This window comes from Stenotrophomonas sp. 364 (genome assembly GCF_009832905.1).
Classification (GTDB): domain Bacteria; phylum Pseudomonadota; class Gammaproteobacteria; order Xanthomonadales; family Xanthomonadaceae; genus Stenotrophomonas; species Stenotrophomonas maltophilia_AP.
The window spans coordinates 2,451,755-2,478,493 of record NZ_CP047135.1; the positions used below are offsets into that span (position 1 = coordinate 2,451,755).

Genomic DNA, 26,739 nt, shown 5'->3' on the forward strand with positions numbered 1-26,739 from the left:
AGTCCTGGATGGATGCGACCGGCACTCAGCCGGCCGACAACAACGTCTGCAATGCGCGGGCGAAACGGGCGGCCACGGCATCACGCTGCAGGTGACGGCCCTGATGGACCAGCTGGCGACCCTGGCGCCACACCGAACGCACCGCACCATTACGTGCGGCGAACACCCAGCTGTCAAGCAAGGCGTCGCCGTCGCGGGCAATCAGGGCCGGGTGCGTCGGGTCCAGTTCGACCACGTCAGCCGGGGCGCCTACCTGCAACCCGGTGGCCACGCCCAGCGCCTGCCCGGCGCCGTGCAGCGACTGCTCGAACAGCCAGCGGCCGCTGGACTGGCCATCGCCCGGCGCCAGCACGTTGCGCCCGCGCAGCTGCAGGCGCTGGCCGTATTCGAGCAGGCGCAATTCTTCGGCCGCGTCGATCAGCACGTTGGAATCCGAGCCGACGCCGAAGCGCCCGCCTGCGCGCGCGAAGGCCTGCATCGGGAACAGCCCGTCGCCCAGGTTGGCCTCGGTGATCGGGCACAGCCCCACCACCGCGCGGCTGGCCAGCATGCGCTGCACCTCGTCGTCGTCCACGTGGGTGGCGTGCACCAGGCACCAGCGCTCATCCACGGCGGCGTGTTCGTGCAGCCAGCGCACCGGGCGCAGGCCGCTCCAGGCCACGCAGGCCTCGACCTCGCGGGTCTGCTCGGCGATATGGATGTGCACCGGGCCGGTGGTAAGCGGCAGCAGTGCATTGAGTTCCTCGCCGGTCACCGCGCGCAGGCTGTGCGGGGCGATGCCGAGCACGGCGTCCTCCAGGCCCGAAAGCGCCTGGGTGCAGCCCTGCAGCAGCGCGGCGAAACCGTCCACGTCGTGGATGAGCCGGCGCTGCGCGGGGTTGGGCGCGGCGCCCCCGAAATCGGCGTGGGCGTAGAACACCGGCAGCAGGGTCAGGCCGATGCCACTGCCCTGCGCGGCGGCGGCGATGCGCTCGGCCATCTCGGCGCGGTTGGCATACGGGGTGCCATCGGCGGCATGGTGCAGGTAGTGGAACTCGCCCACGCGGGTGAAGCCGGATTCGAGCATTTCCACGTAGGCCTGCTCGGCGATGGCCTGCACCGCGTCCGGCTGCAGGTGCGCCAGGAACCGGTACATCAGCTCGCGCCAGCTCCAGAAGCTGTCACCACTCTGGCCGCCGATCTCGGTCAGCCCGGCCATGCCGCGCTGGAACGCGTGGCTGTGCAGGTTGCCGAGCCCCGGCAGCGCGATGGCCAGCGCGGTGTCGCCGGGCTGCGCAGGCACGCCGGCATTGACCTCGCTGAGGCGGCCGCCGACGCAGACCATGCGCACATCGCGGGCCCAGCCCTGCGGCAGCAGCGCGTGGGTGGCATGGAAAACAAGGGTTGCGGCGGGGGTGGCTGGCATCACTGGACATCCCGGAAGTGGCGCCTATATTGTATAGACATATAAGCCGATGTGGTTGCTGCCATGCACTGTGACACCCTCTGGTACCACGCCCACCTGATCACCGTCGATGGCCCCGGCCTGGGCGTGATCGAAAACGGGGTGATCGCCGCCACGGGCGGCCGCATCGTGCACGTGGGCGCGGCCGGCACCGAGGCGCACCTGCAACCGGGGCAGCGCATCGATTGCGGCGGGCGCTGGATCAGCCCCGGCCTGGTCGACTGCCACACCCACCTGGTGTATGCCGGCAACCGCGGCGGCGAGTTCGAGCAGCGCCTGCAGGGCGTGAGCTACGCCGACATCGCCCGCGCCGGCGGCGGCATCGTGTCCACAGTGCGCGCCACCCGCGCCGCCAGCGAGGCCGAGCTGATCGCCGCCAGCCTGCCGCGCCTGGACGCGATGCTGGCCGAAGGCATCACCACGCTGGAAATCAAATCCGGCTACGGGCTGAGCCTGGACGATGAAACCAAGCAGCTGCGCGTGGCCCGCGAACTGGGCCACCTGCGCGCCGTGGAGATCGTACCGACCTTCCTGGGCGCGCATGCGATTCCGCCCGGCCGGGATGCGCAGGAGTACATCGACGAAGTGTGCAACGCGATGATTCCGGCGGTGGCCGCGCAGGGTCTGGCCGAAGCGGTGGATGTATTCTGCGAGAACATCGCCTTCAGCGCTGCGCAGGCCGAGCAGGTGTTCGTGGCCGCCCGCCAGCACGGGCTGGCGATCAAGATCCACGCCGAACAGCTCAGCAACCAGCACGGCGCCGCGCTGGCCGCACGCCATGGCGCCTTGTCGGCCGACCATATCGAACACCTGGACGCCGAGGGCATCGCGGCCATGGCCGCCGCAGGCACCGTGGCGGTGCTGCTGCCGGGAGCCTTCTATTTCACCCGCGACACCACCCTGCCCCCGATTCCGGCGCTGCGTGCGGCCGGCGTGCCGCTGGCACTGGCCACCGACTCCAACCCCGGCACCTCGCCGCTGACCAGCCCGCTGCTGGCCATGAACATGGCCGCCACCCTGTTCCGCATGACCGTGGACGAGTGCATCGCCGGCTTCACTCGTGACGCGGCACGCGCGCTGGGCCGTGCCGATCGCGTGGGCCGGCTGGAGGTCGGCCTGGACTGCAACCTGGCCCTGTGGAACATCGAGGCGCCTGCCGACCTGGTGTACCGCATGGGCTTCAACCCCCTGCACGCGCGCGTGATGCGCGGCGTATCCGTCTGATTCTTGTGATGTCTGGAGATTCCATGAGCACTACCCTGACCCTGCAGCCCGGCGCGGTGACGCTGGCGCACTGGCGCGCGATTTACGACGGCGCGCGCGTGCGCCTGGACCCGTCCTCCGCCGCGGCGGTGCTGCGCAGTGCGCAGACCGTGGCCGATATCGTGGCCAAGGGTGCGCCGGTCTACGGCATCAATACCGGGTTCGGCAAGCTGGCGAGCGTGCGCATCGAGCGCGAAGACCTGGCCACCCTGCAGCGCAATATCGTGCTGTCGCACGCTGCCGGCGTAGGTGAGCCGATGCCGGCGCCGGTGGTGCGACTGATGATGGCGCTGAAGCTGACCAGCCTGGCCCAGGGCGCGTCGGGCATCCGCCCGGAAACGCTGGCGCTGCTGGAGGCCTTCCTGCAGCACGACATCGTGCCGGTGATTCCGTGCCAAGGCTCGGTGGGCGCCTCCGGCGACCTGGCCCCGCTCTCGCACCTGGCCAGCGTGATGATCGGCGTGGGCGAGGCCTTTGTGGGTGGCGAGCGCCTGCCGGCGGCCGACGCGCTGGCCCGGCTCGGCCTGGCGCCGCTGGTGCTGGGTGCGAAGGAAGGCCTGGCCCTGCTCAACGGCACCCAGTACTCCACCGCCTACGCGCTGGCCGGCCTGTTTGCGATCACCACCGTGTTCCAGGCCGCGCTGGTCACCGGGGCGCTGTCGGTGGAAGCGGCCCAGGGCTCGGACACGCCGTTCGACCCGCGCATCCACAGCATCCGCGGCCAGCGCGGGCAGATCACTACCGCCGCCACGCTGCGCACGCTGATGCAGGGTTCGGCCATCCGCGAATCGCACCGCGACAACGACGTGCGCGTGCAGGACCCGTACTGCCTGCGCTGCCAGCCGCAGGTGATGGGCGCGGCGTTCGACGTGATGCGCCAGGCGGCCACCACGCTGGCGATCGAAGCCAACGGCGTGTCCGACAATCCGCTGGTGTTCACCGACACCAACGAAGCGCTGAGTGGCGGCAATTTCCACGCCGAGCCGGTGGCCTTTGCCGCCGACATGCTGGCCATGGCCATCTGCGAAATCGGCTCGATCAGCGAACGCCGTACCGCGATGCTGGTGGATCCGGCGCTGTCCGGCCTGCCCGCCTTCCTCACCCCGAAGCCCGGCTTGAATTCGGGCTTCATGATTCCGCAGGTGACCGCCGCCGCGCTGGTCTCGGAAAACAAGCAGCGCGCCTACCCGGCCAGCGTCGATTCGATTCCGACCTCGGCCAACCAGGAAGACCATGTGTCGATGGCCGCGCACGGTGCGCGCCGGCTGCTGGCGATGGCCGAGAACGCGGCCAACGTGGTCGGTATCGAACTGTTGGCCGCTGCGCAGGGCTGCGACTTCCATGCCCCGTTGCGTTCCAGCGACGCGCTGGAACGCGTGCGTGCGCGGCTGCGCGCGCAGGTGCCCACGCTGCAGGACGATCGCTACTTCCATCCGGACATGGTCGCCGCCACCGCGCTGGTGCGCAGCGGCGCGCTGGCCGAAGGCCTGGCCGACGTGCTGCCGCAGGTGGAGCCGCTGGCATGACCGCCCCCCCGGACTGGCTGCAGGTACATGAGGGCGACGCGCCGCTGATTGTCAGCTTCCCGCACACCGGCAGCGAGCTGCCGCATGACCTGATCGACCGCTACCAATCGCCCTGGCTGGCACGTCGTGATGCCGACTGGTGGGTGCACGAGCTGTACGACTTCGCGCGCGGCATGGGGGCCACTACCGTGCGCTCGGCGATCTCGCGTTCGGTGATCGACCTCAACCGCGACCCCAGTGGCGTGTCGTTGTACCCGGGCCAGAACACTACGGGCCTGTGTCCGCTGACCACCTTCGACAACCAGCCGCTGTACCACCCCGGCAGCGAGCCGGACGAGGCCGAGATTGCACGCCGCCGCGACACCTATTTCGCGCCGTACCACGACGCACTGGCCGTGCAGATCGCGCGGCTGCGTGCGCGCCACGGCGCCGTGGTCGTGTATGACGCGCACTCGATCCGATCGCATATTCCGCACCTGTTCGACGGCGAGCTGCCGCAGTTCAACCTGGGCACCGCCGGCCCGTCGGGCGCGGTCGATACGTCCTGCGACAACACGCTCAGCGACGTGGTGGAGAACCTGCTGAAGATCAGCGGCCTCTCCCACGTGCGCAACGGCCGCTTCAAGGGCGGCTGGATCACCCGCCACTACAGCAATATCCCCGCCGGCGTGCACACCCTGCAGATGGAGCTGGCCTGCCGGGGCTACATGCACGAGCCGGCACCGGACCAGGTGGACGAACACAGCTGGCCCACCCCGCTCGACCCCGACCACGCCGCACCGTTGCGCCAAACCCTGGCGCAGGTGCTCACCGCCTGCCTTGCATTCGCTACGAACCGGAGCGCCGCATGACCCGCAACGACCCGTCCCGCACCATCATCGCGCCCACCGGCACCACGCTCACTGCCAAGAGCTGGCTGACCGAAGCGCCGCTGCGCATGCTGATGAACAACCTGCACCCCGACGTGGCCGAGCGGCCGCAGGAACTGGTGGTGTACGGCGGCATCGGCCGCGCCGCGCGCGACTGGGAGAGCTTCGATGCGATCGTGGAAACGCTCACGCGCCTGGACGACGACCAGACCCTGCTGGTGCAGTCGGGCAAGCCGGTGGGCGTGTTCCGCACCCATGTGGATGCGCCGCGCGTGCTGATCGCCAACTCCAACCTGGTGCCGCGCTGGGCCAACTGGGACCACTTCAACGAACTGGATAAGAAGGGCCTGGCGATGTACGGCCAGATGACGGCCGGTAGCTGGATCTACATCGGCGCGCAGGGCATCGTGCAGGGCACCTACGAAACCTTCGTGGAGATGGGCCGCCAGCACTACAACGGCAGCCTGGCCGGCAAGTGGCTGTTCACCGGCGGGCTGGGCGGCATGGGCGGCGCGCAGCCGCTGGCTGCGGTGATGGCCGGTGCCTCGTGCCTGGCGGTGGAATGCCGCAAGAGCAGCATCGAGATGCGCCTGCGCACCGGCTACCTGGACACCTGGACCGACAACCTGGATGAGGCGCTGCGCCTGATCGAGGAATCGTGCACGGCCAAAAAGCCGCTGTCAGTGGGCCTGCTCGGCAACGTCGCCGACGTGCTGGACGAACTGCTGCTGCGCGGGGTCAAGCCGGACCTGCTGACCGACCAGACCTCCGCACACGACCCGGTCAACGGCTACCTGCCGCAGGGCTGGACGGTGGAAGAGTGGGACGACAAGCGCGTGTCCGCGCCGAAGGTGGTGGAGAAGGCCGCACGTGCCTCGATGGCCACCCACATCCGCGCCATGCTCGCCTTCCACGCGCTCGGCGTGCCGACCGTGGACTACGGCAACAATCTGCGCCAGATGGCACTGGAAGAAGGCGTGGAAGACGCGTTCGATTTCCCCGGTTTCGTGCCCGCCTACATCCGCCCGCTGTTCTGCCGCGGCATCGGCCCGTTCCGCTGGGCCGCGCTGAGCGGCGACCCGGAAGACATCGCCAAAACCGATGCCAAGGTGAAGGAGCTGATCCCGGACAACCCGCACCTGCACCGCTGGCTGGACATGGCCGCCGAGAAGATCAAGTTCCAGGGCCTGCCGGCGCGCATCTGCTGGGTAGGCCTGGGCGACCGTGACCGCCTCGGCCTGGCCTTCAACGAAATGGTCGCCAACGGCGAGCTGAAGGCCCCGGTGGTGATCGGCCGCGATCATCTGGACAGCGGCAGTGTCGCTTCGCCGAACCGCGAAACCGAGGCGATGGCCGATGGGTCCGATGCGGTCTCCGACTGGCCGCTGCTCAACGCCCTGCTCAACACCGCCAGCGGCGCCACCTGGGTATCGCTGCACCACGGCGGCGGCGTCGGCATGGGCTTCTCGCAGCATTCGGGCATGGTGATCGTCTGCGATGGCACCGAAGCGGCCGCCAAGCGGATTGCACGGGTGCTGTGGAACGACCCGGCCACGGGTGTGATGCGGCATGCCGATGCCGGGTATGAGATCGCGGTGGAATGTGCGAAGGAGAAGGGGCTGGATCTGCCGGGGATTCTGGGCTGATCCCGGTGCGTCCCGACCAACGGTCGGGACCTACCACTCGTGATGCGTCCCGGCCAACGGTCGGACCAACCGCTCCTGATGCGTCCCGACCAACGGTCGGGATCTACCGCGGGCCGCGTAGAGCCGGGCTTTGCCCGGCTGCTCCTGTTGCCTAATCGTCCAACGGCACGTCACCGTCCCAATGGAACGACGGCATCCACTTCGCCACATCCTCCACCGGCTGCGGCAGCCGACCTTCCAGCCAACCCAGCAGATCATCCGGCGAGAATCCTGCGTCGCTGGATTGAATCCGCCATGACAGAAACTCGCTGGCCGGACCATTGAGGTACGGCGGCGGCGCGACGGGCATGAACGTCGTCGGCAACGCTTCGGTCACCGACAACCCGTTGATCACGTAGGCAAGCTCCTGCACGGCACTCCAGGCCAGCGGATGCGCAAGATCCAGCGTGAACCCCACGTACCAGGTGCTATCCCCGCCCCTACCCCAGTGCATCGGCGACGCCGACATGGCCGGAATCTTCTGCAGGTAGTCCAGCAGTTTCTTGAATTCGCCTTGCTTGGCCAAGCGGTTCTCCTGTTCTGGTCATTTCGTTTTCAAGTATCGCGGAAACCTCCATTGATCGCCCGCCGGTTGACCCTACTCGGCAAGGACGTGTCACCCGGAGTAATGTATGGCCAGATTCCACAGTCACGCTTCACATCAGCGTCAGGCAGGCCACCATGCTCACAGGGGGACAGATTGTGCGAACCATGATCACGAGCCGGATCACGTCAACCACGCTGATATTGGCGACCTTGCTGTTTGCTTCGCATACGCAAGCTCAGGACAGAACCTTCCCGGATAAGTCGGTGTTGGTCATTTCCACGCCCGGCTATTCGTGGGCTGCGGAAGACATCGCAAAAGTCCTTGGTGTGCGCGCCACAGCGCTCGATATCGGTTTGGTAGACGCTACAGACCTCACCCGCAATGATCCACGGCTGGTGGGATTGGTCGAAGTGGAAATCAACGTCGCGCAGTATTTCGAAACCGTCTACGCCATCTGCCGGGACAAACAAGGACAAGAGGTGTGGCGCGAGAAGCGGGTACTGAACTTTGGGGGCGGGCCCGATCGTTTGGCCAGAGACATGGTGGCCGGGCTAATGAAGAAGGTGAAAGGCAGGAAGTGTCCAGCGTGAACACAGACCATCGATCGCTAACGAAAGGGTAGAAGAGCCTTAAGCGGACTGCTCTACGTACAATCGCATGCGACTGCCAAACGTGCGCGCCAAGCTCGCGCCGGCCCGGCCTACAATGTCCATGTACACAGGAGGAAGTACGCATGGGACGCAGGCGCACGCATGTTATCGACGTCATGGCCACATGGCCTTGGTACATCAATGTCGCCGCAGGCGCGCTTGGCTTCGCCGCATTGCGCATGCTCGCACCGCAGTGGCACGAGCGCGTCGCGGGCACTCCGACCGCGTTGATTGCAGGCATAGCAGCACAGGCGGCGGTTGCATGGCTGTGGCTCGGCCTCTGCCTGCTGGCGGCAATCGTGTCATGGGCCGGTGCGAGTCGGCGGCGCCGGTTGCTGGACACGCGCACCGGGCTGGAGAGCCTTTCCAGCAACGGTTGGCGTGACTTCGAACGGCTTGTCGGCGAGGCCTACCGGCGACAGGGTTATACCGTCGAGGAAACTGGATTGGGCGGTGCCGACGGCGGTATCGATCTGGTGCTGCGCCGCGATGGCAAACGCACGCTGGTGCAATGCAAGCAATGGCGGCGTCAGCAGGTGGGCGTGTCAGTGGTACGCGAGATGTATGGCCTGCTGGCGCATCACCGCGCAGACGCCGTGCTGATTGTCAGCAGCGGGGCCTTCACCCGCGACGCGCAGAATTTCATTGTCGGAAAACCCATCACGCTGGTTGCGGGTGAAGACCTCTTGGGGATGATTCAAAAGGTGCAGGCACGTGGGACGGCGATGCCTGCCGCAAGGATCGAGCCAGAGCTGAGGGAATCGAAACCTGCCTCGGAGCGGTTGACCTGCAAACGCTGCAGCGCCCCGACGGTGGAACGTCGTAATCGCAGAACGGGTGACGTATTCATGGGCTGCAGTCGCTTTCCCGCTTGTCGCGGCTGAAAGCGGCAACCTCTAGTCGATCGCATTCGGGTTCACGGGCGGCGGAACGGGGAGCAGCCGACCAACGGTCGGCTCTACCGGAGGCAGAACAGGCGCCCCTTGCAGCCGTACGGCACGACGGGTGACGCGCTGCGCCATACCTGTTAACTTGCGCGCCATCTTTTTGGTTTACAGCCCTTACGCATGTCGCTTTCGCCGTACCTCCCCTGCCCCGCCCTGCTGTCCCTGGCCGTCGCCCTCGGCCTTTCCGCTGCCGCCCACGCCGCGCCCCAGGCCACCACTCTCGACGCGGTCAACGTGACCGCCGCCAGCGAGACCGAGCAGGCCCGCGCTGCGCTCAAGCGCGTTCCCGGCGCCAGCAACGTGGTGGACCTGACCAAGGCCGACGGCCGGCTGTCGACCAGCGCCGATGTGCTGGCCTACCAGCCCGGCATCAGTGCGCAGTCGCCGGGCAACGAAGGCGCCAAGGTGTCCATTCGTGGCTCGGGCATCAACCGGGGTCCGGGCGCGCATGCGTCGGGCATTGCGGTGTCGCTGGATGGGTTGCCGTTGAGTGGCCCCGGTGGCACGCCGTATGAGCTGCTTGAACCGCTGTGGCTGAGCCGGGCCGAGGTGCTGCGCGGTGCCAACGGGTTCGAGCGTGGCGCCTTGGCGCTGGGCGGTGCCATCAACTACGTGAGCCGCAGCGGGCGCGATTCGGCCGGGCTGGAACTGCAGTACGAAGCAGGCAGCCGCGGGTACCAGAAGCGCAGCGTCGGCTATGGCGGGGTGAGCGGCGATGTCGACTACTGCCTGGCCTACACCGATACCGAATCGGACGGTTACCAGCGCCACGCCGCCAGTGACGGCAAGGGCGCGATGGCCAACCTGGGCTGGCAGATCACCCCGACCCTGGAAACACGCTTCTTCGTGCGTTACCGCGAGACCAATCACGAAACGCCCGGGCGCCTGACCCGCGACCAGATCCGCAACGACCCGCGTGCGGCCAACCCGGCCAACCTGGCCATCGACGCGCGCCGTCCGCAGCCGGGCAGCACCTGGATCGGCAACATGACCACCTGGCAGATCGACGAAGCGTCCTCGCTGCAGGCCGGGCTGGTGTATCACAAGTACCCGATGGACTTGAACGAAAGCCTGTACCGGCAGCAGCTGGACTACAGCAACCTCAACGCCACCGTGGATTACCGCCACCGCCACCTGCTGTTGGGCCGCACCAGCGTGACCACGCTGGGCCTGCGCGTCACCCACGACCTGGACGCGGATGTGCGCGAGACGCTGCGCTTTGCCAGCAACGGTTACGTCGCCGGTACCCACACGCGCGACTTTTCGCACCACGGCACCGACAGCACGCTGCACATCGGCAACGACCTGGCCCTGACCGACGCGCTGCACCTGCAGACCGGGCTGGCGCTGATCAACACCCGCCGCGATGTACAGGTGACCTGGCCGGCCACACCCGAGCGCCTGAGCGAGCACCAGTGGGACTATGCGCCTCGGCTGGGCTTCACCTGGCAGCAGACACCGCAGACGCAGTGGTTCGGCAACCTGAGCCGTTCGGTGGAGCCGGCGCACCCGTGGTCGATGATCTGGGGTTCGAACCAGTACTTCGCGGCAGGCAATGGGGCATCCACCGGTCGCCAGCGCGCGCCGGTGCAGCTGGACAACCAGACCGCCACCACGCTGGAACTGGGTGCACGCGGCGACAGCGTGCTCGGCCGCTGGGAGCTCACCGGCTACTACGCCCGCGTGCTGCATGAACTGCTCACCGTGGAAGTGATGCCGGTACCGAACCTGTTTGTGGCCGAGAACAACGCCAGCCCGACCGTGCACCGCGGCCTGGAAGCCGGGCTGGACAGCACGCTGTGGCAGGGGCGCGATGGCCGCCTGTCGTTGCGCCAGGCCTACACCTTCAGCGACTTCCACTACCGCGATGACGCGCTGTTCGGCAGCAACCGCCTGCCCGGCCTGCCCCGCCACTACTACCAGGCCGAGCTGCGGTACGACCATCCCACCGGTTTCTACGCCGCGCTCAACACCGAGTACGCCTCGGCGATGTTCGTGGACTACGCCAACAGCGTCCGCGCCGACAGCCACGCCATCGTCGGCAGCCGGGTCGGGTTTGATGCCCCCAGCGGGCGCTGGCAGGCGTGGGCGGAGATGCGCAACATCGGCGACCGCCACTACGCGGCGACGGTGACGCCCGGCTACAACGATGCCGGCAAGGACGTGGCCCGCTCCACCCCGGGCGAAGGCCGCGGGGTGTATGCCGGCCTGCGCTGGCGTTTCGACTGAGCACATCGGCCAGCTGAGGACCACCGCATTGCTCACAGCGCCTGCGCGGCCTGCCGGCGCTGCTGCCATTCGGCCCAGAACAACGCCCAGCCGCGTGCCTCTTCGGGATCGGTCGCGCGGTGTTTTGGCCTGCACCGCGCGTAGAAGTCCTCCACCGCGTCCACGAACGCAAGCACCGCCTTCCGCCACTCCAGCAGGGACACCCGGCGAGGGCCGTCACCGGCGTCCAGCAGCACCTCATTGCCCTGATGGGTAACCGTGACATCGCGCCCGCCGGGGCAACCGATGCAGAACACCGGAAACACGCCGCTGGACGGCAACGCGATGTAGCCACAACACGGAAACAGCGCGTTGCCGTCGCTCACGGTGTCCGCAGGCGCGTGGTCATGCTGCAGCGTACGCAGCAGATACAATCCGGCCGCGCTCAAGGTGAAGCTGCCATCGGCGGGCGTGACCAGCGCATGGCCGTCCACCGCCAGCATCACCGTGCCGTGCGCGCAGGGGTCGTCCGCATCATCGGCCTCGCCGCTGATCCAGCCTGATTCAAGGATCCGCAATTCAAGCACCGAACATTCCATTCCATTCCACTCCTGCCGGCGCGGTCAGACGGCGGCGGCCTGGACGAACAGCGACAGGTACATCGCCACCACCGCGAAGCTGCCCCATAGCAACATGCTGGCCACACCCACCACGCCAGCCATCCAGAAACGCAACCCGCGACCAAACACCGCCACCATCACCACCAGCACCGGGCCGGACCAGACCCACGGGTAGGCGCTGGCGAATGCCGCGGAGAGTGCAGGCGGTGCCATGCCCGCCTCCAGCAAGGGCGCCAACAGGCGCGGCAGCAGTGCAGCGCCCATCGCTGTCACCAGCACCGCGGTCACGCCGCTGCAGACCAGCCCCAGCACCAGTGCGCCCAGCCCTACCGCGCCGCCGGTGGCGCCTTTCAACATGCGCTGCAGCAGGCTCATCGGCTGCGCACCGTCTGCAGCACATCGGCCAGGGTGTCGGCGTGGGGCGCGATTTCCTGCGCTACCCAGCCCAGCCCGGCGGAAAACACCAGCACGCCGATCAGCGGCCAGAAGGTATGGGCCAGGCACAGCCGCCACCAGCCCTGCGCGCGCATGCCCTGCATGCGCCGGTACAACCCGCCTGCAATGGCCGCATCGACCAGCAATTCGGCCATCAATACCGGCGCCGACCAGATCACCCAGCTGGCGGCCACCAGCGTGCCGGCGGCGATGGCCAACACTGCGCCAATGGCCAGAACCGGCAGGCCGGCCTCGCCGTCGGCGAGGTCCAGTAGCGAACCGTCGCTGCTGGTGGTGCGGGCACTGGAACTGGAACTGGAACTGGATGCCGACGTCCACGACGCCGATGCGCCTCCACCGCCGGAGTGACCTCCGCCACCGGCCCAGTTCGGCCCACCTCCGGGCGCAGAACGACTCCCGCCCCCGCCGACGGCATCGGGCAGCGCGTCCACCACGCTGTCCCCGCGCCAGCGCAGCCAGGCCCACATCAACAACAGGAACACCAGGTAGGCCAGCAGCACCGCCAACGGATACCGCAGCAGCATCGTGTCCAGGCCGCCCAGGCGCAGCAGGTGCGCCGCCAGCAGGCCCGCCACGGCCGTGACCATCACGATTACGGCCATCTGCAGTCGCGGCCAGCCGCCCCGCTGCAGTTGCTGGCGGGCGCGGGCAATTTCGCTGCCGCGGGTCAGCGGCAGCAGCAGCGGCCTGGGCGGTCGCACCACCCGCCGGTTCATGGCTGCACCTGCTTGGTGACCGCCTCGATGCGATGGCCATCGGGGTCGATCACGAACGCCGCGTAGTAACGGTCACCGTAATCCGGCCGCAGTCCGGCGGGGCCGTTGTCATGCCCGCCGGCCTGCAGCGCGGCGCGGTGGAACTCCTGCACGGCCGTGCGCGTGGGGGCGCTGAAGGCCAGGTGGAAGCCAGGCCCGGGCGCGGCGGCATCGTCGCGCAGTTTCAGGCACAGCAGGTCTTCGTCATCGACCAGCCCGTATCCGATGGCAGTGTCATCCTCGAATACGCGGCGGTAGCCCAGCGCGCCGAGTGCGGCGTCGTAGAACGCGCCGGCCGCAGCCAGGTCGCGGACTCCAAGGGACAGGTGATGCAGCATGCGGACGTCCTTGCCGTGGAATGCGGAATGCACGGCAACAGTGTAAAGGCGCGTCGCGCTCAACGGCGCTTGCGGGTGCTCATCCGCGCGCAGGCAACGCCACCAGCGCCTGCAGCTGCGCCGCTACCCGGTCGAACGGTGCGATGTCCTGCATCGCCCGGCACATTGCCACGGCACCTTCCACGCTGGCGATGATCAACGTGGCCTGCGCGGCGGCCTGGGCCGGCGCATGGCCAGCGGCAACCAACGCGCTGCCCAGCCGGTGTTCCCACTGCGCGAACACCGCCGCCGCGGCACCGCGTGCCTGGCTGGCCACCGCGTCCACCGGTTCTTCGACCGCCGCCGCCAGCACCGGGCAGCCAGCGGCGAACTGCGTTCGCAGCAGGCGCGCGCGCCACATCTGCAGAAACTGCTGCAGGCCCGGCTCCGCGCCGTCCCGCAAAAGTTCGGCCAGCAGTGCATCCACCTTGTCCCCGGCCTGGGTGGTGGCACGCGCCAGCAGCTCCTGCTTGCCGCCCGGGAAATGGTGATACGTGGAGCCCAGCGGTGCATCGGCCGCCTTGGTCACCTCGCGGATGCTGGTGGCATTGAGGCCCACCCGCGCCAACATGTCCGCCGCCGCCGCGATGACGCGCTGGGGTGCATCGGTAGGACGAGGCGACATGGCGCGATTCCTTGCTAAGACAGTCGTCATACATTAGCGTATCCGAACTATAACAGTCGTCATATTCCGCATGAATCTCTGGTTCCGCCTGCTGTACCTGCTGCTGTGCAGCTTCTTCCGGCCACGGCTGGCCGCCCCGTTCGGGGTGTCACGGCTGCCGTTCCGGGTGCTGCCCAATGACCTGGACAGCAACCTGCACATGACCAATGGGCGCTACTGGAACATCTTCGATCTGGGCCGCCTCGATCTGATCCTGCGGATGGGCCTGGGCCGGGTGGCACTGCGCGAAAAATGGGCACCGATCGTCGGCGCCGGCACCATCCAGTTCCGTCGCGAACTGAAGCCCTTCCAGCGCTTCACGCTGGAAACGCGGCTGGTGGGCTGGGTCGGCACGCGGGTGATCATGGAGCAGCGCGTGCTGCTGGGCGAAGAGAAGATCGCCACCCGCGCCCTGCTGGTCACCGGCATCTACGACCGCCGCCAGCGCCGCTTCGTGGACATGCCGCGGATGATGCAGTCCATCGGCGCCGACGACGTGCCCTCGCCGCCGCTGAGCAAGGCCGCCGACGCGCTGCTGGCGGCAGACGCCGCACTCAAGCAGGATGACGCCTGAGCGCGCCGCTCAGCGCGGCTGCGACAGCGCCTGGGTGATCGCCGCCTCGGCCAGAGGCGCCATCCGCGCGTAGCCGGCTGGCGTGGGGTGCACGCCGTCGGCAGCCAGCGCCTTGTCCAGGCCACCGTCGCGATTGGCCAAGGGCGTGTGGTAATCCAGATACACCACGTTGTGCGCGCTGGCGTACCGCTTCAACGCCGCATTCAACGCGCGCACCTTGGGCGCCGGCTGCACGCCGCGCTGCCATGGGTAGTCGCTAACCGGCAGCACCGAGCTCAGCACCACCGCGATGCGGTGCGCCTGCGCCAGTTCCACCATCGAATGCAGGTTGTCTTCGATCATCGCCTGGGTCGCCGCCCCGGTGTTGCCGGCAATGTCGTTGGTGCCGGCCAGGATCACCACCACCGCCGGCTGCAGCGCGATCACATCCTGGCGGAAACGCAGCAACATCTGCGCGGTGGTCTGCCCACTGATGCCTCGGTTGAGATAGCCCTTGCCGGGGAAAAAGCTGTCACTGCCGGTGGGACCCCAGCCTTCGGTGATGGAATCGCCGAACAGCACCACGCGCGGCCTGCCGGGAGCCGGGGCTGCCAACGCGGCATTTTCATCCCGGTAACGCTGCAGCTGCGGCCAATCGAGCAGGCGCTGCTGCAGTTCAGCGACCTGACGCTGTTCCAGCGTATCGGCAGGCTGCAGCAGCAGCGGATTGACCGCCTCATTTGCCTGCGCGGCAGGCAACAGCAGCGCAACCAGCGCCAGCGGCAGCGCGGCGTGCAACATCGAAGGCATCGTGCAGTCTCCCTGGGTGACCCGGTCAGCCTAGCATGCACCCCGCAGACGCTTGCCGGGCAGCAATGAACGCCACAATCGCCACGAGCGCCACAGCCGTCGGAACACGCGCCGGCTGCGTCGGCGCAGCCCCGGCGAGCCGCTGCGCAGCCGGTGTTCCACCGCGTCCAGCACGCGCTCGGCGGCCCGTCCATCAGGCTGCGGGTGAATGCTGGCCGCATAGGCGTGACGTGCATCGGACAGCGCGTGGGGCGCCGCCAACGCCCGCTGGATGGCCGCATCAATGTCCGCTGGTGCGCGAACATCCTGCATGCAGGGCTGCGGTTGGCGGTGGCACACCGTCACGACGGGCTTGTCGAGCAGCACGAACTCTTCCACCACCGACGAGGTATCGCAGACCAGCACGTCGGCGGCGTGCAGCATCGCAGCCAGGTGCGCCGAATCCAGGAAGCAGGCATGCGGGCCGGCCAATGCCTGGTAACGCTGGCGCAGGTCGGCGGGCGCCAGGGGATGCAGGGTGAGCAGCCAATAGCGATCCCCGCGCGCGATCAGCGCCTCCAGTACCGGCAGGCAGTCGCGGGCCTGGCTCAAGGGCGCATTGAAGGTGGAGGCAAACATCACCGTCGGCCGGCCCGCGGCGGCCGCGCGCAGGGCGTGTGCCTGCGCGCAGGGCCCGGCAAACAGGGTATCCAGCTTCGGCCACCCGGTCTGGACCACGCTGAAATCGCGCCGTTGCCCCGCCAATGCCTGCAGCGGCCCGGTCGTGGCCGGGCCGTGCGCGCAATACAGGTCGAACAGCCCGAGCATGCGGAACTGGCCTTGGCGCGGATCCCGCTTATGCAGGTTCAACCCGTGGAAGAGCTGCACCTGCAGGCCGGGAAGAAACGGCGGAATGCGGTTGACCGTGGCGAACACGGCGTGCGGCCGGAACCGCCAAAGTGCGCGTGCGCTGCACAGGCGCGACTCGTCCGCGCGCAGCCCGGCGGCAACCGCGTCCGGTGCCAGCCAAGCCACGCGGTGGCCACGTGCCTGCGCCTGTGCGGCAAGCGGGCGCAGGATGGCCGGCGCGTACGGCTCCGATGCCAGCATTACCCAACGTCGAGGTGCGGAGGCGTCCGGGGCCTCCGCATCAATGATGGCCTGCGCATCTGCTGTGGCGTGCAGGCCCGCCCTGCCCGCCTCACGCATGCGGGTGATCTGCGTCCTGCGCCTGCACGGATGCAGGCACGCTGCACAGTACTGCGGCAAGGCGTTCGCGGAACGCCGCATCGCGTTGCACGAAGCGTGTGCGTGCCCGCTGCCCCAGCTGCACGCACTCGGTGGATGACAGGCGCAGGGCCCGGGCAACGCCCGCTTCGATCGCGTCGACCGACACGTGGTAGCGCCGGCCCAACCCCATCTGCGCGCCCGGGGTGCAGGCCAGCAGCACCCCGCAGGCAGGATCGACCAGCTCGTTCATGGGCGCCGCGTCAGTGGTCAGCACCACGGCACCCACGCTCATTGCCTCGGCGATGGAATGCCCGAAGCCCTCGACCTCGGAAGGACAGATGTGGAACCGGTGCGCGTTCTGCAATCGCTGCAACCCCGCATCGTCGAGGTAGCCGGCCAGCATCACGATGTTGGGCGCGGCCGGTCCCGGGCGGGCATGTCGCTTGCGCTGCACCACGGTCAGGCACGGCCATTCGGGATGACGCCGCCAGGCATCGATCACGACATCGGTGCCTTTGGCGGTGCTGCGCCCGGCCAGGTGGAAGAACGCGGCCTGCCGGGGCACGCTGGGATCGAACCGGTCGGCGCAGGTAAAGCCGGTGTAGAGCGTCGAACAGCCCAGCTGCGCGAACAACGGCTCGGCGTGCCGGGTCTTGCACAGTACGTGCTCGAATCGCGGCAGCAGCGCCACCCATTCCGGCTTGAACCATTCGGGATTGGGGATCAGCAGATTGCGCCCCGCGCAGTCCAGCGTGGGGGCGTAGACCCGCTCCAGCGACAGCTGCGCATCGTAGCGGCCGCGCAGGCGGCAACGCGCGCGCGTCCACCAGTGCCGCAACCGGGCGCCGAGCCGATGGCTCCCCAGCCCTACTGCAGACACCTCGTGGTGGGCACGCAGCACGTCGGCCACGATGGCGAGATCGCGACTCAGCCCTGCCCCGTTGTCGCGGGTAATGACACGCACCTTGCCCACTTCGCCATCCTCGGGCGCCGCAGCACCGCCAACATGGTCGGTGCGGGTCGTCCTTTCCCCGCCCCCATCATCGGCTGGCGATGGCCGGCCACGCAAGCACGGCAGGTGGCGGGGCGCGACTCACTGCCGCCAGGCCAGCACCTGCGCCCGGGTTGCCAGTGCCGTTTCGATCCGCTGCAGGCAATCGGCCGTGGGGCTGACCAGGCACCACTGCGCGCTATGGCGCAGCAGCGGCAGGTCGGCGTGGTGGTCGGTATAGGCCATTGCCCACGGCGGTGCGAAGCCACGCGCGGCCAGCATCGGGATCTTGTTCGCGCCCAGGCAGTGCTGGTCGCTGACCCACCCGCCCCGCCACGGACGCAGCGTGGAGGCCACCAGGGGCACGTCGCCCAACCCGCCATGGACCAGCAGCGCGCGGGCCAGCGGCTCCCAGCAGCCGGTGGCGATGACCACCCGGTCACCCTGCGCCAGGTGCTCGCGCAGGCGTGCAACCGCCGGGGCGATGAACAGCGCCTCCCCCGCGGCGAACACCGCATCGGCATGTGCCTGTGCCAGCGCATGCATTGCCTCACGGCTGCGCCCGAAGGTGGCCAGCCATACCGCACACCGCGTAGGCAGGCGGCGCGTGCGGGGGATCAGCAGCAACGACGCAAGCAGTGGCAGCAGGACCAGCAGCAGGCCCAGCCGCGCTGGCTGGCGCCGCAGCAGGCCCTTGAAGAAGCGGCGCGCCGTTTCCCAGCGGGTCAGGGTCAGATCGAAATCAAACACCACCACGTTGGCGTCATGTGCGTCGGGCATCCGCGCAGTCCCTTATGCGGTGAAGGGGCGATCATAACGGCACTTCATCCCCTGCGCGTCCCGGGTGCTGCCGTGCAGGTGCACACCATGGCAGACTCCCCTGCGCCCCGATCCATCGCACAAGGATGTCCATGATCGTTCCCGAGTACTGGGCAGAAGCCCGACGCGAAGTCCGACACAACCGCAAGCAGCTGATCGTGCGCCGATTCGGCTGGTCCGATGACAGCGTGGGGGCCGCGCAGGCGCATGCCGACGCGCGTGCACAGGAAGCACTGCATGCCATCGCCGCCGGCCAATCCCTGCCGCGCAGCGAACGCCGCACCAACTACGGGGTGGAGGGCGTGCCGATCCGCGAGCAGATCGTCGAACGCCATGGCGATATCGTGATAACGCGCAACAGCTACGGCGCGCTCTGCCTGAACACCCCGGACGTGCTGTTTGCCGACATCGACCACCGCCCTGCGCCGGCCGGCTGCGTCATACCCACCCTGCTGGCATGCGCGCTGTGGGTCGTGGTGGCCATCGCCGCGGGCAACGTGTGGAACTGGGTCGCCGGTGTGGCGTTGGCAAGTGCGGTGCTGGTCGCGGTGAACGCCGTGGTGCTCGTGGTCAAGCGCGTCCGCCACCGCGACGAACAGCTGGAAGCAGGCGCGCTGGCCCGGGTCGAGCAGTTCACCCGGCAGCACCCAGACTGGCACCTGCGCGCCTACCGCACCCCGGCCGGCATGCGCGTGCTGGCAATGCACGCCACCTTCTCCGCGCAGGACCCGGTCGTACAGCGCCTGTTCGATGCCCTGCAGACCGACGCACTGTATGCACGCATGTGCCGGGTGCAGCATTGCTTCCGCGCGCGGCTCACGCCCAAGCCCTGGCGCATTGGCGTGCGCCGGCGCATCCGCCCACCGGTGGCGGCGTGGTCGGCCGAGCAGGCGTTCCTGCCCGCTCGCCTGCAATGGATCGCTGAGTACCAACGCAAGGCGCAGAGCCATGCCGCGTGCCGCTTCCTGCGCGCCTTTGGCGACGAGCGAAATGTGGATCCCAGGGCCGAAGCCGTACGCGCCCTGCACGACCGCATCGCCCGCGCCTACGAGCCACTGCCGCTGGGCTGAAACCCGATGGCGGGGCCGCTCAGAAGCCGTCCAGCGTACGCAGCAATGAGCCGAAGGTGAGGTAGAACGAATCGTGCCCGCCCTGGGCACGGCCATAGCCCAGGAACACCGGGCCCAGGAAGGTGTCGGCACCAACGAAGAGGCTGCCGGCGCTCTGCATGCCGTCGATGTCGACCTGGTTGCGGCTGCGCCAGAAGCCGCCCCATTCCAGGCTGCCGCCCACGTACAGCGGAATGGTCAACAGCGAGTCGGCGTGCGCGACGCGGCGGTAGTACACCACCCGCGCCAACGCAGTCTGTGGCGCGAAGATCGCCTCTTCAGGATACCCGGACAGGTTGCCCAGCCCGCCCAGGAAACCATACGTCGCCAGGACGTCATCGCCGCCATGCGCCGACGATGCCCGCACGCCACCCAGCCAGCGGTTGCGGCCGTGCGACCACGCACCATCCCATTGCAGTCGGGTCACCGCGGCGGAATCGTCGGTGCCCAGGCTGTCCAGGTAGTGCTGCCGGGTCAGCGACAGGCGCTGGCCACGGCTGGGAAAGGCCGAGCTGTCGATCGAATCATGGCGCAGCTGCCAGCCGATGCTACCCATGTCGGCCCGGTAGTTGCCCAGTTCGCTCGGGTTGCCCACGTCCAGCCGCAGCCGCTCCTGGCCACGTTCGAGGAACGCGGCGACCTCCCAGTCCGGGTGTGGCGAGTACGTCCAGCGCAGCCCGCCCAGCCACTGGCTGTAACGGAATTCGGCCAGCGCGCCGCCGCCCATCAAGGCCAGGTCCAGGTCGGTGGCGCGGTACTTGGCATAGGCCGACAATGCATGCCGGCCACTGTGGCCGAACGGACGGTAGTACTCGGCGAACGCCTCCTCCACTTCGCCCAGCCCGATACGCAGCTTCAGCTCGGCGCCCTGGTCGCTCAGCCCGGTGCGGGTCAGCTCGCTGATCAGCTGGTAGTTGCTGCTGCCGTCGAAATCATCGGACAGGCGCAGCGCGAAGTGCAGGAAGTCCGGGCCCCAGCGCTTGTCCTGCGGCGCCAGCACCACGCCCTGGCGCCCTTCCCGCTCGTCCAGCCGCCACTGCACCTGCTCGTAGCGGCCCTCGCCGTAGGCCGTGGCCACCTGCTGCTCCACTTTCTCCGGTGCCAGCGGCTGGCCCACCTGCGGCTGCAGGCGCTGCTCGAGGTAGCGCGCGGTGCGCGTACCGTCGCGCTGTACCTCGACGAAGGACACCAGCGGTGCCTGGTAATCCGGCGCCCGGTGCTGGCGCTGGAACGCGGCGTACCGGCCAGCATCCACCTGGAAGCGGCGTACCTCTGCCACGCTGGCCTGTGCCGCCTGTTCGCCGATGCCCACCGCCTGCGGCGAGCGATTGAACTCCTGGCTGCCCATGTCGCCCAACGGCGGGGTCACCAGCAGATCCTGCGGCCCCAACGTGGCCAGCTGCGCCAGCACTTCGCGCTGCATCAGCACGCTGGCCATCTGGTGGCTGATCGCCAGCGGCGAATCCAGCTGGGCCTCGGTCATCAACGGCGTCCCCACGCGCGACACGATCAGGCGCTGGGCCCCCAGCCGGCGCGCCTCGTCGATGGGCACGTTGTCGACCACGCCGCCATCCACCAGCAGGCGCCCCTGGTAACGCACCGGCGCGAACACGCCCGGCACCGACATGCTGGCGCGGATGGCCAGCGGCAGGTCGCCATGCGCGAACACCACCTTTTGCCCACTGACAATGTCGGTGGCGATCGCCCGGAACGGAATCGGCAGCTGGTCGAAATCATGCACCTGCCAGGTCGGCAACAGCAGGCGGCGCAGCAGCATCTCCAGCTTCTGGCCCTGGATCAGCCCTTGCGGAAACGCGATCTTGCCGTCACTCAGGCCTACTTCCACGCCCCCCAGCAGGCGCAGGTCGTCCTCCTTGCGGCGCATGCTGCGCTCGTTGCGCGGCGGCTTGTCGTGCAGCACCTCGGCCCAGTCGATACGGTTTAGCACCGCTTCGATCTCGTCGGCGGTGTAGCCGGAGGCATACAGCCCGCCCACCACCGCGCCCATCGAGGTGCCAACGATGCAGTCGATCGGCACGCGCTCGCGTTCCAGTACCTTGAGCACGCCGATATGGGCTGCACCGCGCGCGCCGCCACCGCCAAGAACCAGGCAGGTGCGGGGGCGTTCGGGGTCGTGAGGGGCGTCCTCGAGGGCGGGCGCCTGCGCGCCTGCCAGAGCAGGCAAGATCGCCAGCATGCACACCGCCAGCACCCTGCGCACGCGTTCACCGCGCCGTGCTGCGCGTCCGATCTGCATCAGGCTTCTCCCCGGGTGCGGCCATGCACCGCGTCACCCGCGCACTCTGCCTGCCGGTCGCGTCCGCGTCCAGATAGGCAGCGCGCGCCTGCGCGCTCAGCTCACTCGGCCCCCAACAGCCGCAGGTGGCCGTCGGCCGCCGGGTCCATGGCCAGGTAGACCACGTTGTCGCCCTTGCGATACCCCACCGAGCACACCGCCTGCCACCCTTGGCCGCAGTCGACCTCGGGGTACCTGGCGATGGGTGGCGCGCCGTCGTAATCGTGAGGTTCGGCGGTCCAGCCGTGCTGAAGCAGCGCGCTGCGTACCGGTGCGTAATCCATGCCGGTGCGGAGGCCGAGCGACGCCAACGGGGCAGGCAGCGGGGGTGCAGATTCGGCGGCCGGCGCGACGGCCAGCAGCAGGGATATCAGGAGAGCATTCATTGCGGCGCAGGATAACGCATGCCTGGGTCGTTCCCGGCATGCGCCGCAAAGACGATCGGCCGCCTTTTTGAAGGGCGGCCGATCGAGGTGGAGCAAGAACAGTCGACGGACATCAACAGCCGTCGACCAACGGTCACGTTACCGGGCGTTCTTCACGTAGGTGTCGAACCAGGTGAGCATCTCGTACACCAGCTGCTCGTTGGATTCCAACGCGGTGTACCAGTGCGGCTCATTGGGCAGCATCACCAGACGCGTGGTGCCGCCGTTGCCGCGGATGGCCTGGTACAGCTTGCGCGACTGGAACGGTTCGGTGCCCGGGTTGGCGTCGTCCTCGCCGTGGACCAGCAGCAGCGGCAGCTTGATCTTGTCGGCATAGAAAAACGGCGACGCCTTCAGGTACACGTCCTGTGCCTGCCACACCGAGCGCCGCTCGTTCTGGAAACCGAACGGGGTAAAGGTCTTGTTGTACGACCCGCTGGTGGCCACGCCGGCCTTGAACAGGGTGGTGTGCGCGATCAGGTTGGCGGTCATCAGGCCGCCATGGCTGTGCCCGGTCACGCCGATCCGGTTGCGGTCCACCACGCCCAGGTCCACGGCCTTGTCCACCGCAGCCTTGGCATCGGCTTCCAGCTGCTCCAGGTAGGTGTCGTAGGCATTCTTCGGGTCGCCTACGATCGGGAACGAGGCGTTGTCGATGATCGCGTAGCCGGCCAGCAGCATCAGCCGGTACGGTGCCAGCCGCGTAAAGGTCTGCTGCGAACCGGACACCTGCCCGGCCTGCGCGGCGCTGGCGAAATCGGCCGGGTACGCATACAGGATGGCCGGCACGCGCTGGCCTTCCTTGTAGCCCGGCGGCGTGTACAGGGTGAACGACAGATCCACGCCATCGGCGCGCTTGTAGGTCACCAGCCGCTTCTGGATCTGGCGCACTTCCGGGGTCGGGTCGGTGAGTCGGGTCAGCGCGGTGGCGGTGGAGGCGTACTGTGCCTCCCCTTCCTTCGCTGCGGCGTTGCGCTCGCCCTGCTGGCGCACGAACGCGTTCGGCGGGTCCATCACCGACTGGTGCCAGGTGAGGTAGCGGCCGGGCGTGGCGGTCAGGCCGAGGATCTGCTCATACGCATCGGCGTCGCTGCGGAACAGGCGCTCGGTTTTCAGCGAGCCCAGGTCCAGACGGTCCAGGAACGGGCGGTCGCCCTGCGGCGAAGCCCCCTGCCCGCGCAGGAACACGAACGCGCCGTCCTGGCGCACCACCGACGCGCCGTTGGGCAGGCGCGTGAACACCAGGTTGCCCGGGTCGGCGTACTGCTCGTCGCTGGACAGATCCCACAGCAGGCGGCCCTCCTTCTTCGGCTGGTCCACATCGACGATGCGGGTCTGCCGCCAGTGGCGGTTCTCGTCGTTCTCGAACAGGAACGACACCGCCGGATCGGCGCTCCACGCGATGCCTTCGAAGCGCTGCGCGGTGCGCGCGATTTCCTGCGGCTTGCCGTTGAACGGAGCCTTCAGCGACAGCACGCGGTCGCGGTGCGGCACCGTCACCTTCCAGTCGCCCTTGTCCATTGCCTCGGCATAGACCAGCGTGGCCGGGTCGGTGGCGCGCCAATCAAAATCACGCGGGCCTTCCGGCACGCCGTGCACCGGCACGCGGTCTGCCAGCGGCAGGCTGGCGATCGCGGCCGCGCGGCCCGTGGTCAGGTCGAGCACGGCCACGTCGTTGGCGAAGCGCTGGTAGGTCACGGCGTGGGAGAACGGCGCCTTCAGGGTCTCGGTCAGCACGTGCACGCCATCCGGTGCCGCGTTGACCTCGTTGTACAGCGCCGGCGTGCCGACGTTGCGCACCTGGCCGGCGGCCACATCGACCACCGCCAGCTGCGACAGCCCGTAGTAGGCAAACAGTTTTTCATCGTGCGCGCTGGTCAGCGTATCGCGCGCTTCGTAGGTACTGCTCTCGCCGCTGCTGCCGAGCGATTCCTGCACGTCCGGGCCACCGGGTCCATTGCCGCTGGTCGGTGCCGGGCCCTGGTTGGCCGGCACCCGCTTGACCAGCAGCTGCTGCCCGCCGCCCAACCACTGCAGGGTGTAGCCGAAGATCGGATTGAGCTGCACATCGGGCACCTGCTTGACCTGGCCGGTCACCGCATCGCCCACCCACAGCTGCACCGAGGTATCCACGGCGTTCTGGAACGCAAATCGCTGGCCATCGGCAGACCACTGCGCCGCACCCGCACAGCCCTGCGGCAAGGCCACCTTGGTGTGCTTGGCAGTACCCACGTCGACCAGGGTGAAGTCGGCCACGCAGGCCGGGATGCCATAGCCGCCCTGGGTGTCATGGCGGCTGCGGTTCTTCGGCTCCAGGCGCACGCCGGCCAGCTTGAGGTACGGCTGGGCCACGCGCTCGATCGAGGGATAGGTCTGCGCGGTGGTCAGCAGCAGGCGCTGCCCGCTCGGGTCCAGGCTGGGCGCCGGCGGCGGCGGGGCCTTGAGCACCTTGAGCAGGTGCTCCGGCGGCTTGGCGTAGTCCGCGAAGGCCGGCGCGGTAGCGAACAGACTGACGGTGGCAACAGCAACGGCTGCGGCCAGGGTGGTACGACGAATCGGCATGTGGGTCCCCTTGCGATGGTGGGCACCCGACGGCAGGGACGTCGCCGGGCAAACGTCGAATCTAGCACCGGGCGTCCGGGTCGGAATGGGCCGAAAGCACTGGCACGTCGCCGCAGGCGCGCGTCGGCGCGCCGTCACTCCAGCGGGCGCGGGGTGCTGGTGAAGGTGTGCAGGCGGTCGCCGTAGAACATGAAGAACAGCTGCAGGGTCATCGGGTGGGTGGCGGTGCCGCCTCTGGCCTGCGGATCGTCGGCCAGGCACTCGATGAGGTCCGAACCGGCGGGAACCGCGTCGCACTGCAGGGCCAGCTGATGGCGTGCGGCAAACCGCTCGACCGCTGCGCGGGAGCCGCCGTCGAGTGCAGCGGCCTGTACCTGCTCGCGCCAGAACGTTTCCCGTGCCTGCAGGTTGCCGCCCGCGCGGAATTCATCCAGCAGACCGCTGTACCACAGCGCCAGCGCGCCCAGGACGACTAGCACCAGATATGCCATTCCCTTGCCCACGTTTCCTTCCTTTGCCGCAGCCTGTACCCGGTTCCGTACCGGACTGCCGGCCACGGTAAGATGACGCTGCAGCCTCGTCAATGGACGCTCCGTGCGCACACTTCACGCCCTTCGCTACATCACGCCCCTTCGCGAGGGCGGCTCCCTGCCCGCCGTGGTCGAGACCGACGACGACGGCATGGTCGTGCTCAAGTTCCGCGGCGCCGGGCAAGGCCCCAAGGCGCTGATCGCCGAGCTGATCGCCGGTGAGATGGCGCGCAGCGTCGGCCTGCCGATCCCGGAGATCATGTTCGTCGAACTCGACCGCGAGTTCGCCCGCACCGAACCGGACCCGGAGATCCAGGACCTGATTCGCGCCAGCGAAGGCACCAATCTCGGCAGCGATTATCTGCCCGGCGCGATCAATTACGACCCGGCGGCCATGCCGGTGGATGCCGAGCTGGCCTCGCGGATCGTGTGGTTCGACGCACTGACCAGCAACGTCGACCGCACCGCGCGCAACCCCAACCTGATGGTGTGGCACCGCACGCTGTATCTGATCGACCACGGTGCGGCGATGTACTTCCACCATGACTGGGCCAACGCGGGCGAGGCCTGCGAAAAGCCGTTCGTGCTGATCCGCGACCATGTGCTGCTGCCGTTCGCCACGCAGATCGCCGAGGTGGACGCGGCACTGGCCGCGCTGCTGCCCGATACCGAGATCGAGCGCATCGTCGGCCTGGTGCCGGACAGCTGGCTGGTTGACGAACCCGCCTTCGACAGCCCGGCGCAGTATCGCCAGGCGTATATCGACTATCTCAAGCGCCGCCTGCAGGTGCGTGCCGTCTTCGTCCAGGAGGCCGTCCGTGCCCACGCTGCACACGTATGACTACGCGGTGATCCGCGTGGTGCCGCGGGTTGAACGCGAAGAGTTCATCAATGTCGGAGTGATCGTGTCGTGCCCGGGTGCCAAACACCTTGAAGCGGCGATCGAAATAGACCCGACGCGGATGCACGCATTCGCCCCGTCCCTGGACCTGGACGCCCTGCAGCCGTGGCTGGATGCCATCGTGGCCATCTGCCGTGGCGACGCGGGCGCCGGCCCGATCGCACAGCTCCCGGCCCGGGCGCGCTTCCACTTCCTTACCGCCAAGCGCAGCTCGGTGGTGCAGATGTCGAGCACGCACGTAGGCCGCACTGCCGACCCGGCCGGCGTGGTCGCGCACCTGCTGACAAAGATGGTACGGGTACCGTAGCGCCGGGTTCTACCCGGCTGGCTTTCTAGGGAGCTGCCTTTCGTTACGGTCCACGCATATCTGAGCCCAGCCGGGCAGAGCCCGGCTCTACGGGGCTGGCTTTCGTTGCGGTCCATGCATGTCTGAGACCAGCCGCGTAGAGCCGGGTTCTACCCGGCTGGCTTTCTACGGGGCTGCCTTTCGTTACGGCCCATGCACCTCTGCAGCCAGCCGGGC

At 68.3% G+C, this 26,739-nt stretch carries 26 protein-coding genes; 11 read left to right on the plus strand and 15 right to left on the minus strand.

What is annotated here, in order from left to right:
* Positions 1–25 precede the first annotated feature (25 nt).
* Entirely contained in the window at positions 26–1,405 is a 1,380-nt protein-coding gene (locus GQ674_RS11175; protein WP_159497136.1) for a formimidoylglutamate deiminase, read from the minus strand.
* Between the two features lie 63 nt (positions 1,406–1,468).
* Here GQ674_RS11175 and hutI point away from each other — a divergent pair, with 63 nt between their 5' ends.
* Genes hutI through hutU form a run of 4 tightly spaced genes read left to right on the plus strand, consistent with a single transcriptional unit; the run spans position 1,469 to position 6,748 of the window.
* On the plus strand, positions 1,469–2,668 hold the full coding sequence (gene hutI / locus GQ674_RS11180; RefSeq protein ID WP_159497137.1) for an imidazolonepropionase: 1,200 nt from the start codon (positions 1,469–1,471) through the stop codon (positions 2,666–2,668).
* Positions 2,669–2,691: 23 nt separating this feature from the next.
* Positions 2,692–4,233 (plus strand): histidine ammonia-lyase, encoded by a 1,542-nt coding sequence (gene hutH / locus GQ674_RS11185; protein WP_159497138.1) that lies wholly within the window; start codon positions 2,692–2,694, stop codon positions 4,231–4,233.
* Complete coding sequence (gene hutG / locus GQ674_RS11190; RefSeq protein ID WP_159497139.1) at positions 4,230–5,084, plus strand: N-formylglutamate deformylase; 855 nt, start codon at positions 4,230–4,232, stop codon at positions 5,082–5,084. The genes hutH and hutG overlap by 4 nt, the downstream gene beginning before the upstream one ends.
* Positions 5,081–6,748 (plus strand): urocanate hydratase, encoded by a 1,668-nt coding sequence (gene hutU, locus GQ674_RS11195; protein WP_159497140.1) that lies wholly within the window; start codon positions 5,081–5,083, stop codon positions 6,746–6,748. The genes hutG and hutU overlap by 4 nt, the downstream gene beginning before the upstream one ends.
* A gap of 151 nt (positions 6,749–6,899) precedes the next feature.
* Here hutU and GQ674_RS11200 read toward each other — a convergent pair whose 3' ends face one another.
* The gene (locus GQ674_RS11200) at positions 6,900–7,313 is read right to left on the minus strand and encodes a hypothetical protein (RefSeq protein ID WP_201290151.1); all 414 of its coding nucleotides are present in this window, start codon (positions 7,311–7,313) and stop codon (positions 6,900–6,902) included.
* Between the two features lie 185 nt (positions 7,314–7,498).
* On the opposite strand from GQ674_RS11200, the gene GQ674_RS11205 reads away from it, so the two are divergent.
* The 3 genes from GQ674_RS11205 to GQ674_RS11215 all read left to right on the plus strand — a co-directional run bounded on the left by GQ674_RS11205 (position 7,499) and on the right by GQ674_RS11215 (position 11,160).
* The gene (locus GQ674_RS11205; RefSeq protein WP_159497141.1) at positions 7,499–7,924 is read left to right on the plus strand and encodes a hypothetical protein; all 426 of its coding nucleotides are present in this window, start codon (positions 7,499–7,501) and stop codon (positions 7,922–7,924) included.
* 143 nt (positions 7,925–8,067) lie between these two features.
* Positions 8,068–8,868, plus strand: a complete 801-nt coding sequence (locus tag GQ674_RS11210; protein ID WP_159497142.1) for a restriction endonuclease — start codon at positions 8,068–8,070, stop codon at positions 8,866–8,868.
* Positions 8,869–9,051: 183 nt separating this feature from the next.
* On the plus strand, positions 9,052–11,160 hold the full coding sequence (locus GQ674_RS11215; protein ID WP_159497143.1) for a TonB-dependent receptor: 2,109 nt from the start codon (positions 9,052–9,054) through the stop codon (positions 11,158–11,160).
* 32 nt (positions 11,161–11,192) lie between these two features.
* Here GQ674_RS11215 and GQ674_RS11220 read toward each other — a convergent pair whose 3' ends face one another.
* From GQ674_RS11220 to GQ674_RS11240, 5 genes are all read right to left on the minus strand, one after another.
* On the minus strand, positions 11,193–11,738 hold the full coding sequence (locus tag GQ674_RS11220; protein ID WP_201290152.1) for a hypothetical protein: 546 nt from the start codon (positions 11,736–11,738) through the stop codon (positions 11,193–11,195).
* A 24-nt stretch (positions 11,739–11,762) separates the two neighbouring features.
* Positions 11,763–12,134 (minus strand): hypothetical protein, encoded by a 372-nt coding sequence (locus tag GQ674_RS11225; protein ID WP_159497144.1) that lies wholly within the window; start codon positions 12,132–12,134, stop codon positions 11,763–11,765.
* Complete coding sequence (locus tag GQ674_RS11230; RefSeq protein ID WP_159497145.1) at positions 12,131–12,931, minus strand: hypothetical protein; 801 nt, start codon at positions 12,929–12,931, stop codon at positions 12,131–12,133. The genes GQ674_RS11225 and GQ674_RS11230 overlap by 4 nt, the downstream gene beginning before the upstream one ends.
* On the minus strand, positions 12,928–13,308 hold the full coding sequence (locus GQ674_RS11235) for a VOC family protein (RefSeq protein ID WP_159497146.1): 381 nt from the start codon (positions 13,306–13,308) through the stop codon (positions 12,928–12,930). Before GQ674_RS11235 ends, GQ674_RS11230 begins: the two co-directional genes overlap by 4 nt.
* Positions 13,309–13,387: 79 nt before the next feature.
* A complete protein-coding gene (locus GQ674_RS11240; RefSeq protein WP_159497147.1) occupies positions 13,388–13,972 on the minus strand; it encodes a TetR/AcrR family transcriptional regulator in 585 nt (194 codons plus the stop codon).
* Between the two features lie 70 nt (positions 13,973–14,042).
* Between GQ674_RS11240 and GQ674_RS11245 the strand changes: the two genes are divergently transcribed.
* On the plus strand, positions 14,043–14,585 hold the full coding sequence (locus GQ674_RS11245; protein ID WP_128095977.1) for a thioesterase family protein: 543 nt from the start codon (positions 14,043–14,045) through the stop codon (positions 14,583–14,585).
* 9 nt (positions 14,586–14,594) lie between these two features.
* Here the strand turns inward: GQ674_RS11245 and GQ674_RS11250 are convergent, their stop codons facing one another.
* The 4 genes from GQ674_RS11250 to GQ674_RS11265 form a co-directional block, all read right to left on the minus strand.
* Complete coding sequence (locus tag GQ674_RS11250) at positions 14,595–15,365, minus strand: SGNH/GDSL hydrolase family protein (protein ID WP_159499414.1); 771 nt, start codon at positions 15,363–15,365, stop codon at positions 14,595–14,597.
* A 39-nt stretch (positions 15,366–15,404) separates the two neighbouring features.
* Positions 15,405–16,463, minus strand: coding sequence for a CDP-glycerol glycerophosphotransferase family protein (locus GQ674_RS11255; RefSeq protein WP_159497148.1), 1,059 nt, complete (start codon positions 16,461–16,463; stop codon positions 15,405–15,407).
* A 91-nt stretch (positions 16,464–16,554) separates the two neighbouring features.
* On the minus strand, positions 16,555–17,556 hold the full coding sequence (locus tag GQ674_RS11260) for a glycosyltransferase (RefSeq protein WP_236546063.1): 1,002 nt from the start codon (positions 17,554–17,556) through the stop codon (positions 16,555–16,557).
* Positions 17,557–17,676: 120 nt separating this feature from the next.
* Positions 17,677–18,354 (minus strand): HAD family hydrolase, encoded by a 678-nt coding sequence (locus tag GQ674_RS11265; protein ID WP_159497149.1) that lies wholly within the window; start codon positions 18,352–18,354, stop codon positions 17,677–17,679.
* A gap of 131 nt (positions 18,355–18,485) precedes the next feature.
* Between GQ674_RS11265 and GQ674_RS11270 the strand changes: the two genes are divergently transcribed.
* The gene (locus GQ674_RS11270) at positions 18,486–19,463 is read left to right on the plus strand and encodes a hypothetical protein (RefSeq protein WP_159497150.1); all 978 of its coding nucleotides are present in this window, start codon (positions 18,486–18,488) and stop codon (positions 19,461–19,463) included.
* 19 nt (positions 19,464–19,482) lie between these two features.
* Here the strand turns inward: GQ674_RS11270 and GQ674_RS11275 are convergent, their stop codons facing one another.
* From GQ674_RS11275 to GQ674_RS11290, 4 genes are all read right to left on the minus strand, one after another.
* Positions 19,483–21,759 carry a patatin-like phospholipase family protein gene (locus GQ674_RS11275; RefSeq protein ID WP_159497151.1) on the minus strand — a complete coding sequence of 759 codons (2,277 nt, stop codon included), beginning with the start codon at positions 21,757–21,759 and terminating at the stop codon, positions 19,483–19,485.
* A gap of 101 nt (positions 21,760–21,860) precedes the next feature.
* A complete protein-coding gene (locus tag GQ674_RS11280; protein WP_159497152.1) occupies positions 21,861–22,184 on the minus strand; it encodes a hypothetical protein in 324 nt (107 codons plus the stop codon).
* Positions 22,185–22,322: 138 nt separating this feature from the next.
* The gene (locus GQ674_RS11285) at positions 22,323–24,785 is read right to left on the minus strand and encodes a prolyl oligopeptidase family serine peptidase (protein WP_159497153.1); all 2,463 of its coding nucleotides are present in this window, start codon (positions 24,783–24,785) and stop codon (positions 22,323–22,325) included.
* A 134-nt stretch (positions 24,786–24,919) separates the two neighbouring features.
* Positions 24,920–25,288, minus strand: coding sequence for a hypothetical protein (locus tag GQ674_RS11290; protein ID WP_159497154.1), 369 nt, complete (start codon positions 25,286–25,288; stop codon positions 24,920–24,922).
* A gap of 91 nt (positions 25,289–25,379) precedes the next feature.
* On the opposite strand from GQ674_RS11290, the gene GQ674_RS11295 reads away from it, so the two are divergent.
* Complete coding sequence (locus tag GQ674_RS11295) at positions 25,380–26,156, plus strand: HipA family kinase (RefSeq protein ID WP_159497155.1); 777 nt, start codon at positions 25,380–25,382, stop codon at positions 26,154–26,156.
* On the plus strand, positions 26,134–26,523 hold the full coding sequence (locus GQ674_RS11300; RefSeq protein ID WP_159497156.1) for a DUF3037 domain-containing protein: 390 nt from the start codon (positions 26,134–26,136) through the stop codon (positions 26,521–26,523). The genes GQ674_RS11295 and GQ674_RS11300 overlap by 23 nt, the downstream gene beginning before the upstream one ends.
* The last annotated feature ends 216 nt before the right edge of the window (positions 26,524–26,739 follow it).